This window comes from Sphingomonas sanguinis NBRC 13937 (assembly GCF_001591005.1).
Classification (GTDB): domain Bacteria; phylum Pseudomonadota; class Alphaproteobacteria; order Sphingomonadales; family Sphingomonadaceae; genus Sphingomonas; species Sphingomonas sanguinis.
In genome coordinates, this window is sequence record NZ_BCTY01000072.1 from 1 (window position 1) to 12,640 (window position 12,640).

At 62.4% G+C, this 12,640-nt stretch carries 16 protein-coding genes; 12 read left to right on the forward strand and 4 right to left on the reverse strand.

Going from position 1 to position 12,640, the window contains the following annotated elements; genetic code table 11:
- Positions 1 to 192: 192 nt before the first annotated feature.
- From SSA01S_RS17685 to arsH, 5 genes are read left to right on the forward strand one after another with little or no spacing between them, the layout of a single operon-like run.
- Positions 193 to 525: an ArsR/SmtB family transcription factor gene (locus SSA01S_RS17685; RefSeq protein ID WP_058746512.1), complete on the forward strand. Its 333-nt coding sequence runs from the start codon at positions 193 to 195 to the stop codon at positions 523 to 525.
- Positions 526 to 536: 11 nt separating this feature from the next.
- Positions 537 to 965, forward strand: coding sequence for an arsenate reductase (glutaredoxin) (gene arsC / locus SSA01S_RS17690; protein WP_058746513.1), 429 nt, complete (start codon positions 537 to 539; stop codon positions 963 to 965).
- A complete protein-coding gene (locus tag SSA01S_RS17695) occupies positions 965 to 2,251 on the forward strand; it encodes an arsenic transporter (protein WP_061781451.1) in 1,287 nt (428 codons plus the stop codon). Before arsC ends, SSA01S_RS17695 begins: the two co-directional genes overlap by 1 nt.
- Positions 2,248 to 2,682, forward strand: coding sequence for an arsenic resistance N-acetyltransferase ArsN2 (arsN2, locus tag SSA01S_RS17700; protein ID WP_061781452.1), 435 nt, complete (start codon positions 2,248 to 2,250; stop codon positions 2,680 to 2,682). The genes SSA01S_RS17695 and arsN2 overlap by 4 nt, the downstream gene beginning before the upstream one ends.
- Entirely contained in the window at positions 2,682 to 3,428 is a 747-nt protein-coding gene (arsH, locus tag SSA01S_RS17705; RefSeq protein WP_061781453.1) for an arsenical resistance protein ArsH, read from the forward strand. Before arsN2 ends, arsH begins: the two co-directional genes overlap by 1 nt.
- Positions 3,429 to 3,501: 73 nt before the next feature.
- Here arsH and SSA01S_RS17710 read toward each other — a convergent pair whose 3' ends face one another.
- Complete coding sequence (locus tag SSA01S_RS17710) at positions 3,502 to 4,653, reverse strand: epoxide hydrolase family protein (RefSeq protein ID WP_061781454.1); 1,152 nt, start codon at positions 4,651 to 4,653, stop codon at positions 3,502 to 3,504.
- Between the two features lie 32 nt (positions 4,654 to 4,685).
- The gene (locus SSA01S_RS17715; RefSeq protein WP_244885705.1) at positions 4,686 to 5,555 is read right to left on the reverse strand and encodes an NmrA family NAD(P)-binding protein; all 870 of its coding nucleotides are present in this window, start codon (positions 5,553 to 5,555) and stop codon (positions 4,686 to 4,688) included.
- Positions 5,556 to 5,683: 128 nt separating this feature from the next.
- On the opposite strand from SSA01S_RS17715, the gene SSA01S_RS17720 reads away from it, so the two are divergent.
- From SSA01S_RS17720 to SSA01S_RS17735, 4 genes are all read left to right on the forward strand, one after another.
- The gene (locus SSA01S_RS17720) at positions 5,684 to 6,592 is read left to right on the forward strand and encodes a LysR family transcriptional regulator (RefSeq protein ID WP_061781456.1); all 909 of its coding nucleotides are present in this window, start codon (positions 5,684 to 5,686) and stop codon (positions 6,590 to 6,592) included.
- 143 nt (positions 6,593 to 6,735) lie between these two features.
- Complete coding sequence (locus tag SSA01S_RS17725) at positions 6,736 to 7,218, forward strand: MarR family winged helix-turn-helix transcriptional regulator (RefSeq protein ID WP_058717130.1); 483 nt, start codon at positions 6,736 to 6,738, stop codon at positions 7,216 to 7,218.
- Between the two features lie 13 nt (positions 7,219 to 7,231).
- Positions 7,232 to 8,089 (forward strand): SDR family oxidoreductase, encoded by an 858-nt coding sequence (locus SSA01S_RS17730; protein ID WP_058746510.1) that lies wholly within the window; start codon positions 7,232 to 7,234, stop codon positions 8,087 to 8,089.
- 65 nt (positions 8,090 to 8,154) lie between these two features.
- Positions 8,155 to 8,967, forward strand: coding sequence for an SDR family oxidoreductase (locus tag SSA01S_RS17735; RefSeq protein ID WP_058736488.1), 813 nt, complete (start codon positions 8,155 to 8,157; stop codon positions 8,965 to 8,967).
- A gap of 103 nt (positions 8,968 to 9,070) precedes the next feature.
- Here SSA01S_RS17735 and SSA01S_RS17740 read toward each other — a convergent pair whose 3' ends face one another.
- Complete coding sequence (locus SSA01S_RS17740) at positions 9,071 to 9,673, reverse strand: TetR/AcrR family transcriptional regulator (RefSeq protein WP_061781457.1); 603 nt, start codon at positions 9,671 to 9,673, stop codon at positions 9,071 to 9,073.
- A gap of 72 nt (positions 9,674 to 9,745) precedes the next feature.
- On the opposite strand from SSA01S_RS17740, the gene SSA01S_RS17745 reads away from it, so the two are divergent.
- Positions 9,746 to 10,558, forward strand: coding sequence for an inositol monophosphatase family protein (locus SSA01S_RS17745; RefSeq protein WP_061781458.1), 813 nt, complete (start codon positions 9,746 to 9,748; stop codon positions 10,556 to 10,558).
- Positions 10,555 to 11,190 carry an NADPH-dependent F420 reductase gene (locus tag SSA01S_RS17750; protein ID WP_058717125.1) on the forward strand — a complete coding sequence of 212 codons (636 nt, stop codon included), beginning with the start codon at positions 10,555 to 10,557 and terminating at the stop codon, positions 11,188 to 11,190. The genes SSA01S_RS17745 and SSA01S_RS17750 overlap by 4 nt, the downstream gene beginning before the upstream one ends.
- A gap of 53 nt (positions 11,191 to 11,243) precedes the next feature.
- On the opposite strand, the gene SSA01S_RS17755 is transcribed toward SSA01S_RS17750, so the two are convergent.
- Positions 11,244 to 11,579: an EthD domain-containing protein gene (locus tag SSA01S_RS17755; protein ID WP_058717124.1), complete on the reverse strand. Its 336-nt coding sequence runs from the start codon at positions 11,577 to 11,579 to the stop codon at positions 11,244 to 11,246.
- A 107-nt stretch (positions 11,580 to 11,686) separates the two neighbouring features.
- On the opposite strand from SSA01S_RS17755, the gene SSA01S_RS19290 reads away from it, so the two are divergent.
- Positions 11,687 to 12,625, forward strand: coding sequence for an AraC family transcriptional regulator (locus SSA01S_RS19290; RefSeq protein WP_082670235.1), 939 nt, complete (start codon positions 11,687 to 11,689; stop codon positions 12,623 to 12,625).
- Positions 12,626 to 12,640: the final 15 nt, after the last annotated feature.

Sequence of the window (12,640 nt, forward strand, 5' to 3'; positions counted from 1 at the left end):
ATTCATGTTCGACCCGGGTGTCGTGGAGTCAGCATCAGCACGCCGGCCGGTCATCAGTCGTCCCGAAAACGATCGAGTTTTGGGACGCTCTTGGTCCTCCCGAAAACCTGTTACGGGTGAGTGGTGGAACACCTGAGCTACTAACAAGCGCGAGACAGTAGCGCCAATCGATATATCTGCTATGCTGGATATATGGAAAAAGATTCGGCTATTGTTGCGCTTGGTGCACTGGCACAGGGAACGCGCCTGGATGTGTTCCGCCTGCTGGTCCGTCACGAACCCGACGGCATGGCGGCCGGTGAAATAGCCCGTCAGCTAGACGTGCCCCAGAACACCATGTCGGCGCATCTCGGCATTCTCGCGCGCGCTGGCCTGATCCGCTCCGAACGGCATAGCCGCTCGATCATCTATCGCGCCGATCTGGACGGTCTGCGCGCGCTGACGCTGTTCCTCGTCAAGGATTGCTGCGCGGGGAACGCGGAACTGTGCGCGCCGCTCATCGCCGAACTCGCCCCCTGCTGCTGAAAGGACGCCCCGTGGCCGTCGATATCGTCATCTATCACAACCCCGATTGCGGCACCTCGCGGAACACGCTGGCGATGATCCGCAATGCCGGCATCGAACCGCATGTCATCGAGTATCTGAAGACGCCCCCTGCACGCGCGCTGTTGGTCGAGCTGATCGACCGCGCCGGTATGACGCCGCGTGAGCTGCTGCGCGAGAAGGGAACGCCCTATGCGGAGCTGGGCCTCGGCGACACGGCGTTGTCAGACGAAGCGCTGGTGGATGCGATGATGGCCCACCCGATCCTCATCAACCGGCCGCTGGTCGTCTCGCCGCTCGGCGTGAAGCTGTGCCGCCCTTCTGAAGCAGTGCTTGATCTGCTGCCTAGCGGCCAGCTCGGCGCGTTCGCCAAGGAAGACGGCGAACAGGTGGTGGATGCCTCAGGCCAGCGCGTCGTCTGATGCTGCTTGCCGTCCTGATCTTCGTCGCGACGATCACGCTTGTCATCTGGCAACCCAAGGGCCTCGGCATCGGGTGGAGCGCGATAGGCGGAGCCGTCGTGGCGCTACTTGCCGGCGTCGTCACCCTGTCCGACGTGCCGGTAGTATGGGGCATCGTCTGGAACGCGACCGCCGCGTTCGTCGCGATCATCGTCATCAGCCTGTTGCTCGATGAAGCCGGGTTTTTCGAGTGGGCGGCATTGCATGTCGCCCGCTGGGGCGGGGGGCATGGTCGCCGGCTGTTCGTCCTGATCGTGCTGCTGGGTGCGGCAGTGTCCGCGCTATTCGCCAATGATGGTGCGGCGCTGATCCTGACACCAATCGTCATCGCGATGCTGCGGGCGCTGGGGTTCAAGGACAAGGCGACGCTGGCGTTCGTCATGGCGGCGGGGTTCATCGCCGACACCGCCAGCCTGCCGCTGGTCGTCTCGAACCTCGTCAACATCGTGTCGGCCGACTTCTTCCGGATCGGGTTCGGCGAATACGCAGCCGTGATGGTGCCGGTCGATCTCGTGTCGATCGCCGCCACGCTGGGCGCGCTGCTGATTTTCTTCCAACGTGATATACCGCGAGATTACGACGTGGGGGCGCTGCGCGCGCCCGGTGCCGCAATCCGCGACGCCGCGACCTTCCGCGCCGGATGGATCGTCCTTGCCCTGCTGCTCGCCGGCTTCTTCCTGCTTGAACCGCTTGGCGTGCCGGTCAGCGCCGTCGCCGCTGCCGGCGCGATCCTGCTGCTGGTGATCGCGGGGCCGGGCCATGTCATCCAGACCGGCAAGGTGCTGCGCGGCGCGCCGTGGCAGGTCGTCATATTCTCGCTCGGCATGTACCTGGTCGTTTATGGCCTGCGGAACGCCGGCCTGACCGATCATCTGGCGGCGCTGCTCGACTACACCGCGCAAGGCGGTGTGTGGGGCGCGGCGCTGGGAACCGGCGTGATCGCGGCCGTGCTGTCGTCGGTGATGAACAACATGCCGACCGTGCTGGTGGGCGCGCTGTCGATCGACGCCGCGCACGCGACAGGGGTGGTCAAGGAAGCGATGATCTACGCCAACGTGATCGGCTGCGACCTCGGCCCCAAGCTGACGCCGATCGGCTCACTCGCCACGCTGCTGTGGCTCCATGTCCTCGGCCAAAAAGGCGTGCGGATTGGATGGGGTTATTATTTCCGCGTCGGCGTGACGCTCACCGTGCCGGTACTGCTCATCACGCTCGCGGCGCTGGCGATCAGGATCAGCATCGCATGACAGAACTGACCATCACGCCACTGGAATCTAGCGAGCTGGGCGGGTTGGCGCAGGCTCTGGATATGGCTGCTCTGCCCAACTCCGATCTCGCTGAGCCGGATCGTATGTTCTTCCGGTTCGATGCCGATAGCCTCGTGGGTTACGGTGGCCTTGAGGGGCGGGGGACCGATCGCCTGCTTCGCTCGATCGTCATCCTGGGCAATCATCGGGGGCATGGCTTGGGGCGAACGTTGGTCGCCACTCTCGAACAACAGGCACGCGATCTTGGTATCTGCCGCCTCCATCTGCTGCCGACAACGGCCGCACCGTTCTTTCGGGCGCTCGGCTATATCGACGCCGATCGCGACGCCGCACCCCTGGCTGTAGCCGCGTCGCGTGAATTTACGTCACTGTGCCCCGCCTCGGCCTCCTATCTTGCGAAAGCCCTCTGATGCCGCTCCGCACTGTTGCTGATCCCGATACCCTGCCAGCGCTCGATCCTGCTTATGCCATCCAGCGGCCAGCCTTGGGGCTTGGCCCGCTCGATCCTGCGCCGCGTATCCTTCTGCTCTACGGATCGCTGCGCGAACGATCCTACTCGCGCCTGTGTGTCGAGGAAGCGGCGCGTCTGCTCCGGTTCTTCGGATGCGAAACCCGCATTTTCGATCCGTCCACCCTGCCGCTGCCCGATCAGCACGCCGGCGACGATCATCCGGCCGTCCATGAACTGCGCGAGCTGTCGATGTGGTCAGAGGGGCAAGTGTGGTGCAGCCCCGAACGGCACGGCCAGATTACCGGCATCATGAAGTTGCAAATCGATCACCTGCCGCTCTCGATGGGCGGTATGCGACCGACGCAGGGCCGCACGCTTGCGGTCATGCAGGTGTCGGCGGGATCGCAGTCATTCAACAGCGTCAACACTCTACGCGTGTTGGGGCGCTGGATGCGGATGGTGACGATCCCTAACCAGTCATCGGTTGCCAAGGCATTCGAGGAATTTGACGACGCCGGCCGCATGAAGCCATCGAGCTATTACGATCGGATCGTGGACGTGATGGAGGAGCTGGTTCGCTTCACCGTTCTGTTGCGTCCGCATACCTCGCAGCTGGTCGACCGCTATTCGGGACGAAAGGAAGCCGGGTTGCCGCGCGACGGGGCCACGGACCTGTCCAGCATCACGACCTCACCGCAACCCTGACGGCGTTCCTGATCGGGATCCAAAACGAGACGGCTGAGGCTGTCCCACTGGCTGTTCCCAATCGAGAATGACATTACCTTTCCAAAGCGAATGTCGCCCGGATGTCGCCGATCAGCGCCGCGGGATTTTCCATCGCGGCGAAGTGGCCGCCACGATCGGGCTGGGTGTAGTGAAGCAGTTTAGCGAACCTCTTCTCCGCCCAGCGACGCGACAGCCGCAGCGCCTCGCGCGGGAACATGCTGACGCCCGATGGCACCGGGATCGGATCGCTTTGCATACCTCCCTGCGCCTGCGCATTGTCCCAGTAGAACCTTACCGAGCTGGCCCCGGCATTGGGCAGCCAGTAGAGCATGATGTCATCGATCATATGATCGAGTGGGATCACCCGCTCTGGCTTGCCCCCGCTGTCGGTCACGTCCTGGAACAGGGCGTAGATCCAGGCCGCGAGACCGACCGGGGAGTCGGCCAGTGCGAAGCCGACGGACTGCGGGCGGGTGTTCTGCAGCTTCATGTAGCCGGACTGTTCGGCCTCGTACCGCTTCATGTCGGCGAGCATCGCCTGCTCTTCCGCAGATGCCGCCGCCACCTCCTGGTCGGTCGGCTGGAACATGACCATGTTGAGGTGGATACCGGCAAGGCCGGGCGCGCGCATGTGCGCCAGCGCAGACACGACCGCCGCGCCCCAGTCGCCGCCCTGTGCGACCCAGTGCTCGCCATAGCCTAGCCGCTGCATCAGTTCGATATAGGCGCCGGCCACCCGGCCGACGTTCCAGCCCGGCTTGGTCGGCTTGTCGGAAAAGCCGAACCCCGGCATTGACGGAATGACCAGATGGAACGCCTGTCGCGCGTCGCCGCCATGCGCCGCAGGGTCAGTCAGCGGCGCGATCAGGTCGCGAAACTCCAGGATCGACCCCGGCCAGCCATGGGCCAAGAGCAGCGGAACCGCGTTCGGTTCGGGTGAGCGGATATGGAGGAAGTGGATGCCGGTCCCGTCGATGACGGTGCGGCTGCTGCCCCAGGCGTTGATAAGCGCCTCGGCCGCCCGCCAATCATATCCTTGCTGCCAGCGCTCGACGAGGTGTCGGATGGCGCGAAGCGTGGGACCCTGGCTGCCATCTGTGACGGTGCCGGCGTCCGGCCATCGGGTACGAGCCAATCGATCGGCGAGATCCGCCAGTTCGGCATCTGCGACCCGGATCGGGAACGGGGCGATGGTATCGGTCATGACGTGTTTGTCCTTTCGCTGGGATCGAAGGCTCAGAGAGTGGGGGCGAGGACATCCGCGGCGCGCGTCCAGTCGGTTCTGCCGTAGCGCCCATTGTCGAGGTGGTGCAGCTTGCCCCGGCCGGTCGACATATCGCGCAAATACTGCATCCCCTGCCAGACCGGGAACGGGGCGTCAGTGTTGGGGGTCAGCGCGCGCACGATGGCGATGACGCCGCTCAGGCGACCGATGCCACCGGCACGCAGCAGCTTCCAGGGCCGGTCATCCATCTCGGTCAGCAGCGCCGCCAGTCCACGCGGGCTGATCTGATCGCCGGCGATGCGCAGATAGCGTGGTGCCCTTGCATCCATCGCCACATCCGCAGTGAAGGCCGCGACGTCGTCTTTGGTCGTGAAGTCGAACAACTGGTCGGCATCGCCCCAATAGAGGACGCGGCGAAGCTTATGCAGCACGATCGGCGCCTCGCCTTCAAGCAAATCCGCAAACGGCCCGTTCAGTATCGAGGTCGCCCGGATCGGCGCCGCATCAACCCGTGCGGCGAAGGTGCGACGCAGATCCATGTTGCGATTGTCGCCCGGCCGTGTGGTGCGATAGTCGAGGCTGAAGTCGGACGGCACGAAATGCGGGACACGAGCCGCCACAGCGGCATCGAGGAGCCTCCCCTGCGCCCCCAGTATCACCGGCGCCGTGCCGTTCAGCGCCGACACCACCGACGTCGCTCCGGTGAGCGCGCCGGTGAGCGCCACGCCGTCATCGAAATTGACCGCAACCTGCTCGACACGTCCGAGCGCCAGCTTGTCGACCGGACGCCGGACAAGTGCGCGCACGGAAGCACCCTTGGCGATCAGCGCCTTGACGATGCGGAACCCCAAGTCGCCTGCCGCACCTGCGACGGCCACCATCGGTCCAATCTCCCCTCTGTCCATACCCTCGCACCTCCTGCTGCGTGACGACAGAGAGGATAGTCGTTGCACCTCGACATGATTAGGCTGCCTGATCGCGACAGGGTGTTGCAGGAAGTGGAACGGCCATGGAATTGTCCGACTTGCGTGCATTTGCGCGCATCACCGATCTGATGAGCGTATCCGCCGCGGCGCGCGCCCTTGGACTGCCGAAGTCCGGGGTCAGCCGGGCGCTTGCCCGACTGGAGCGCGATGTCGGTGCGATCCTGGTCGATCGCTCGACCCGGCATCTGCGGCTCACCGACGCCGGCACCCATTTCCGCCCGCACGCACTGCGCATTCTGGCCGACGTCGATGAGGCCGAAGCGGCGCTCGACGGCCTTGATAACGTCCCCGCCGGATCACTCCGGGTCAGCCTGCCGTTCACGATCGCGACCGCACTGGTCGCACCGATGCTTCCGGCGTTCATGGCTAGCTACCCGCAGGTCCGGGTCGTGCTGGCAGTCGAAAATCGGTTTATCGACATGCCGGCCGAGCCGGCCGATCTGATGATCCGCGTGGGACCTTTGGCGGACAGCGACCTCATAGCGCGTCGGCTACTGACATCGGAGACGTGGTTGTGCGCCAGCCCAGAGTATCTCGCAGCGCGCGGTATGCCCGTCCGTGCCGCCGACCTGCCGGACCACAGCCTGATCGGCTATCATAACCGGACGACCGTGTACCTGGACGACGCACTAAACGATGCCGGTCGGATCGAGTTGGCGCCCGTCATCGCTATCTCTGACGCCGCTGCCCTGCTCCCCGTAGTGCTGGCCGGTGCCGGGATTGCACACCTGCCGGACTTTCTCGCCCGCTCTTTCGTGGCGGACGGCCGCCTCGTCAAACTGCGTCCGACCATCGGGCGCGACCCGACCGTGATCCACGCCGTCTATCCCAGCCATCGCAGCCTCTCGGCAAAGGTACGGGTCTTCATCGACGCCTTGGCGGCGAGCATCGCGCATCACGACCTTGGGGCTGCCGAGTTTAAAAAAGGCTGACGCTTTCCCGAGATTCGATCCCAATGAGAATCAGTCGATGCGATGATCGGGAGAACAGCGCTCAAGGCACGCTCAGCTTCGAGGAACCTTCACGCGACCGCTGAGTTTGACAACTAGCTGTCGTATTGGAATGGTGCTGTCTAGTGTCCGAACAAATCACTGAAGTGCGTGAGCTGGCAATAGCGGTATTTGCTTCGAGCGGTCGATTGATCGCGACTGGCAATGAACGCGTCGCGCATCTCGGTCTCACCAGCGCATGGTGGCAAGTTTTGGGTGCACTGCGTTATTCGCCGGTTCCGCTACCCACCGCGTCCATCGCTCGCAACATGGGCCTGACCCGGCAAGCTGTGCAGCGCATTGTCGATCTCCTTGCCGAGCGCGGCATGGTCGCGTTTGAAGACAATCCGCATCATCGACGCGCCAAGCTCGTCGTCCTTACCCGGGAAGGTTTGGCTGCTGTTACCAGTGCCGAACAAGCTGTCGCGACCCTCGACAGGGAGATCGCTGACAGGATCGGGCGTGAACGTATCAAAGACGCCACCCGCATTCTCGGCGAAATGAACGCCATCCTGACCGAGTGGCTGGACCGAACGGAGGCATCCCCTTCCCCCAACAACGCTTCGTGAAAGGAGTTGTGACGTGATTTTGATATCAGGGGCGACCGGTGGCATCGGTGGAGAAATTTGTCGACTGCTCAAGGAAACAGGTACGCCGTTTCGCGCCTTGTGCCGCAAGGGCGAGCAGGTGCAAGACTTTCAGAAGAAGGGCATCGATGCCATAATTGGCGATTTCGACCGGCCAGAGACGCTGGCATCCGCCATGCGGGGCATCGAGACCATGTTTCTCATCACGCCGCCCACACCCCAGCAGGTCGACCAAGAGACAGCCGCGATCGATGCTGCTCGAAATGCGGGGGTTGACCGAATTGTAAAGATCTCCGCGTCTGACAGCAACGTGCTATCGCCCGTACCTTGGGCAAAGTCCCATGCCCTCATCGACCACCATTTGCGTGCATCGGGGATCAACTGGACGATCCTGAAGCCGACAGCATTCATGCAAAACTTTCTCTGGTTTAAAGATCCAATCACCAAGGGATTCCTGCCGCAGGTGACAGGCAGCGGCTCGGTTTCGTGGGTCGATACGCGCGACGTCGCCCGCGTGGCCGCGACCGTGCTGACCCAAGACGGTCATGAGGGCGCAACCTATTTTTTAACCGGGCCGGAGACGATCGACATGAAGGAAGCATCATCCCGCTTCTCCAAGGCTATCGGCCACAAGGTGCGCTACCTCGACCTTCCGTCACCGCTGTTCTGGCTCATCCTTCGCCTGACGGGAAACTCAAATTGGATGGCAAAGGGACTGGTAGTGCAATTCGCTGATGTCGTCGCTGGTCATCACGATATCGATCCGACCTTTGAGATCGAGCGTCTCACCGGCAAGCCACCGCACACGTTCGGAGATTTCATTCAGGATCATCGCAAAGAATTTGCGCGTTAGGCTCGAATCCTGAGCCAACTTTCTAGCAACCTTATCCCTATCCGCCCGATCCGGAGACATTTCCCGTGCCGTCTTCATCTGAACCGCTCACCGGCCACGCCGCAGTCGTCACGGGTGCCAGCTCAGGTATCGGCCTTGCGGTCGCCGAGGCGCTTGCGTTCGCTGGCGCTTCTGTCGCCATAACATACCATTCTCATGCCGAGCCGGCTGATGAACTTGCCGCTCGGATCAACGCCCAAGGCGGTCAGGCTATAGCCGTCAAGGCCGATGTCTCGCAGGAAGCGGATGTCCTTCGTCTTTTTGATGAGGCGGTGTCCGCTTTCGGTCGTGTCGACGTGCTCGTCTCAAACTCCGGAGTACAGAAGGATGCCACCGTTGCCGATATGTCGCTCCAGGATTGGAACATGGTCATCGACATCAACCTCACCGGGCAATTCCTGTGCATGCGCGAAGCCGTAAGGCGGTTTCGCACACAACCAAAGGGCGGGCGGCCGGCGCGTAGCGCTGGCGCGATCATTGCGATGAGCTCAGTGCATGAGATCATTCCGTGGGCCGGACATCTCAATTATGCTTCGGCCAAGGGCGGTGTACGGATGCTGACGCGGTCGCTGGCACAGGAAGTCGCAGCCGATGGTATCCGGGTCAATGCCGTTGCGCCCGGTGCTATTCGCACGCCAATCAACAAAGAAGCGTGGGACAGCGAAGAGGCGCTGACTAAGCTTCTGCGTCTTATCCCCTATGGCCGTATCGGCGAGCCCGAAGATGTTGCTCGAGCGGTCCTCTGGCTGGCTTCCGATGCAGCGGACTACGTCACCGGAACAACACTCTTCGTCGATGGTGGCATGTCGCTCTACCCGGAATTTCGCGACAACGGCTGACCCGCTTCGATCATGACTGGTCCGGCTGGTGATACCCCGAATTGCTGGCGCGTCCGGGTCGGGTACATCGGTGGTAATCTCGGTTCGCTGACGTGTTGTTAGATCAGGGTGTCGACAGCCTGGCCATCACCACAGCCCGCGCGCGCATTTCGAGGCGAGCACGGTCGTCATCGCCGCGCGTCGCTGCCGGATTGACGACAGTGGCGATCAGCGATGCGATATCCTGTGCTAGCTCGCAGCTCGCTGCGAAGCCGGCCGACTGCAGAATGGCGCACATCATGACCACCACTCGCTCATAGACCGGAGTGATATCAGCGTCCGCCCCAAGACGTTCCTGCTCCGCCTCAAGAATATGGGCAAGCCGGGGGCGTTCCAGCTGCTGACCGACAGCGACGGTGACCAGCCGCGCTAGCGGCGACGGGTTCGTCGAGCCGATGTTGATTGCGGCGATCTGTGCCTCGAGTATGGCGAGCTCCCGGCGGATAAGCGCACGCGTGATCGCATCCTTGTTCGGGAAATACTGGTACAGCGATCCGACGCTGACGCCGGCCCGTTGGGCAATAGCGTTCGTCGTGTAACCTGATGGTCCAGCCGCCTCCAGAATGCGAGCTGCGGCTTCCACTATCGCGTCCACCGTGGCTGCGGAGCGGCCCTGTCGCGCGGTTTTCCGCGGGTTCATCGCTTTGGGTGGCACGGATGTCGTCATCAGGAAGGCGAGTAGTGGAGGCTGTGGGTCAAGGCTAGTTTCCCCCCATAGATCAACACGAGGCCAGCAACCATGATACGCAACGAAGACGACGCGCTGCTCGCTGAAACTATCCGCGCGGTCGAGACGGCCGGAAAAACGCTTCTTGCCCGTTTTCGCACAACACCTCCGCCGACGACGTTGGCGGATCTGCTCGCCGGTATTGAGGCCAATGATGCCGCCGTCGAAGACGAGCTCCGCCAGGCGTTGCTGAACTCGCTTCCGGGATCGAGCTGGGCTTCCGACGAGGAAGAACAAGGGGAGCTGCCGTCAGGCGATTGGTGGGTGGTCGACCCGGCCGAGGGCAACGTCAACCATTTGCACGGACGATCGGGCTGGGCCGTCACTGCGACCCTTGTGCGTGAGGGGCAGCCGATCTTGACTGCGATCTCGGTCCCGTTGACCGGCGAGACCTATAGCGCGATCGCCGGACGTGGCGCGTTCATGAATGGCGAGCGCCTGTCGGTTTCTGCGAAGCACGAAATAGCGGCCGCTATCATCTCAAGCGGGCAGGCGAGCCCGGGCGAAGCTCGCCCGATCCGTACTGCCATGGTCCATTCGGCCGAAAGGCTTCTCGATACTGCTCTTCTGGTCCGGTTATCCGTCCCGAGCATGCTCGAACTGGTCGACGTTGCCGCAGGCCGGCTCGACGCCTTCTGGCAGCACGGCAGCGTCCGCGCCGGGCTTATCGGCGGGGCGTTACTCGTCCGCGAAGCGGGCGGAACTGTCGTCGACCTTCGCGGCCGCCGCTGGACGGCCGGTTCGCCTGATTTTCTTGCCGCACCACTGGCGCTTCAACAGGCCCTCCTGGCCTCGTTATCCCCAAGTTCGGAGACCACTGCATGACCACCATCGCCATCCTCGGCTCCGGCCGCGTTGCCTCAAGCCTCGCGTCCGGTTTGGCGCGAGCAGGACATACGATCACCATCGGCGTCCGCGACATCGCTATCCCGCGAAACTGGACGGGACCTGACGTGCGGTTCGCCTCCCACGCCGAAGCCATTGGCTCGTCACAGATCGTGATTAATGCAACGCCGGGAGCCGGCAGCGTCGAGCGCCTCACCGCCTTGGCCGACGCGCTCGCGGGCAAATTGCTGATCGATGTGGCGAACGCGACCAGCCGTGATGAAGATGGCGCCCCATCGGGTCTTCTCTATCCAACAGACAGCCTCGCCGAGCGCTTGCAGGCCGCCCTGCCACGGACAAACGTCGTCAAGACGCTCAATACGATGCTGTCGTCGGTGATGAACAACCCGGCTTCGCTTACGGGAAATCCAACAGCCTATCTGTCGGGCGACAACACCGGTGCCAAGTCGTTGGTCAGGTCACTGCTTCACGATCTTGGCTGGCAAGATTCCGAGATTCTAGACCTTGGCGGTATCGCAACGGCCCGTGGTGTCGAGGCGGTCATGCTGCTGGTCACCGACGTTATGAAAGCGACTGGTTTCGCGCCGTTCGCCATCTCGCCAGTACGCTGATGCCGCGCTGGAGCATCAGGTTGCCACGTCAGCCTGATGCTCACAGGAGACGGCTAACCAACGACGACTATCTCCTCTGAAACGATCCGGCTGACCGACGCTAGATCGATGAAGTTGGCATGATCGGGGTCGACCACCTCTTGAAAGGCTTCGCAAGTGTAGAGTGCATTCAGGTCGTCAAGCGAGTCGAACCATGCCTCCACGACTGCATCGAAGGTCGGCTCTGGCCAGCCAGGTGCGGCAACGGGATAGGATACGACAAATCGTCTAATTTTGTCCGCTTCGGGAAGGTTGAAAAGTAGCGGTGCGTGGATATCGCGCCGGTAGTCTTTGAACTCCTGCATGCTCATTCCCTGACGACGGCGAAAGCCGATCAGCATCTTGATCATATCTGTGCGACCTCATGTTTGCGTTTTACCGAGACACAATCTAGCGCCGTACGCTGAGACGAACTATGCGTCTCAGTCCATTTAACATTCGCGATCGTCCCACGTTGATGTCACAAGATCCCCTGTCTGACGTGCTGTCGACCCTGTTCCCGGTCACTCACGTTGCCGGTGCATTCGATCTGGGCGGAGCCTGGGCGATACGGTTTCCAGCCCATGACGGGCTCAAAGTATATGCCGTTGCCTCGGGTCGGGCATGGTTAAGTGTCGAAGGCGAGGCAGTGCCGCTGCGCCTTTCGGCGGAGGACTGTGTGATCCTGCCGAGTGGCCGATCCTTTACCATCGCGCGCGATCTTTCTTTCGCGTCGACAGGTATCGACAAGATACCCGAAGAGGCATGGAGCGATCGCACCGCGACCATAAACGGCGGTGGAGATACGGTCTTGCTGGCTGGGCATTTCGCCTTCACGGGTCCGCAGACGGCAATGCTGCTCGGTGCGATGCCCAGCATCCTTCCCCTTCGTGACGCTGCGGGCCAAAACGGCCTGCGCTGGCTTCTGGAGCGACTGCGGGAAGAATTATCGGCAGAGGCGCCGGGCCACATTTCTGCCGTACGTCACCTGTCTCATTTGCTGCTCGTTGATACGCTGCGCCACTACTTGAGCCAAAGTGCGGGACGCACAACAGGCTGGCTCTTTGCCCAATCCGACCCACAGATTTGGCGGGCGGCGCAGGCTATCCACGCCGATCCATCTCATCCATGGACAATCGCCAGGCTTGCAGCGACCGCGGGCATGTCACGTTCCAAGTTTGCGGAACGCTTTCGGAGTTTAACTGGGACACCCCCGATGGAGTATGTGACACGCTGGCGTATGGTTCTTGCTCAACAGCGCCTGAGAAACGGAAGCGACAGGATAGCGGCCATCGCGTTTTCGCTTGGCTACACGTCGGAAGCTGCATTCAGCACCGCATTCAAGCGGGTACACGGTTGCGCACCGATGAGGTACAAAAACGCCGAATGTTCTAACGCGGGTACCTCAAGACGCTGATTGGTTACCTGCAGT

Bases quoted from the DNA above. Each gene is read 5' to 3' on its own strand.
- SSA01S_RS17695 (WP_061781451.1), top strand. From the start codon at position 965: ATGCTGCTTGCCGTCCTGATCTTCGTCGCGACGATCACGCTTGTCATC.
- SSA01S_RS17750 (WP_058717125.1), top strand. From the start codon at position 10,555: ATGACCACCATCGCCATCCTCGGCTCCGGCCGCGTTGCCTCAAGCCTC.
- SSA01S_RS17740 (WP_061781457.1), bottom strand. From the start codon at position 9,673: ATGACGACATCCGTGCCACCCAAAGCGATGAACCCGCGGAAAACCGCG.
- SSA01S_RS17685 (WP_058746512.1), top strand. From the start codon at position 193: ATGGAAAAAGATTCGGCTATTGTTGCGCTTGGTGCACTGGCACAGGGA.
- SSA01S_RS17710 (WP_061781454.1), bottom strand. From the start codon at position 4,653: ATGACCGATACCATCGCCCCGTTCCCGATCCGGGTCGCAGATGCCGAA.
- SSA01S_RS17715 (WP_244885705.1), bottom strand. From the start codon at position 5,555: ATGGTGGCCGTCGCAGGTGCGGCAGGCGACTTGGGGTTCCGCATCGTC.
- SSA01S_RS17755 (WP_058717124.1), bottom strand. From the start codon at position 11,579: ATGATCAAGATGCTGATCGGCTTTCGCCGTCGTCAGGGAATGAGCATG.
- arsH (WP_061781453.1), top strand. From the start codon at position 2,682: ATGCCGCTCCGCACTGTTGCTGATCCCGATACCCTGCCAGCGCTCGAT.
- SSA01S_RS19290 (WP_082670235.1), top strand. From the start codon at position 11,687: ATGTCACAAGATCCCCTGTCTGACGTGCTGTCGACCCTGTTCCCGGTC.
- SSA01S_RS17720 (WP_061781456.1), top strand. From the start codon at position 5,684: ATGGAATTGTCCGACTTGCGTGCATTTGCGCGCATCACCGATCTGATG.
- arsN2 (WP_061781452.1), top strand. From the start codon at position 2,248: ATGACAGAACTGACCATCACGCCACTGGAATCTAGCGAGCTGGGCGGG.
- SSA01S_RS17745 (WP_061781458.1), top strand. From the start codon at position 9,746: ATGATACGCAACGAAGACGACGCGCTGCTCGCTGAAACTATCCGCGCG.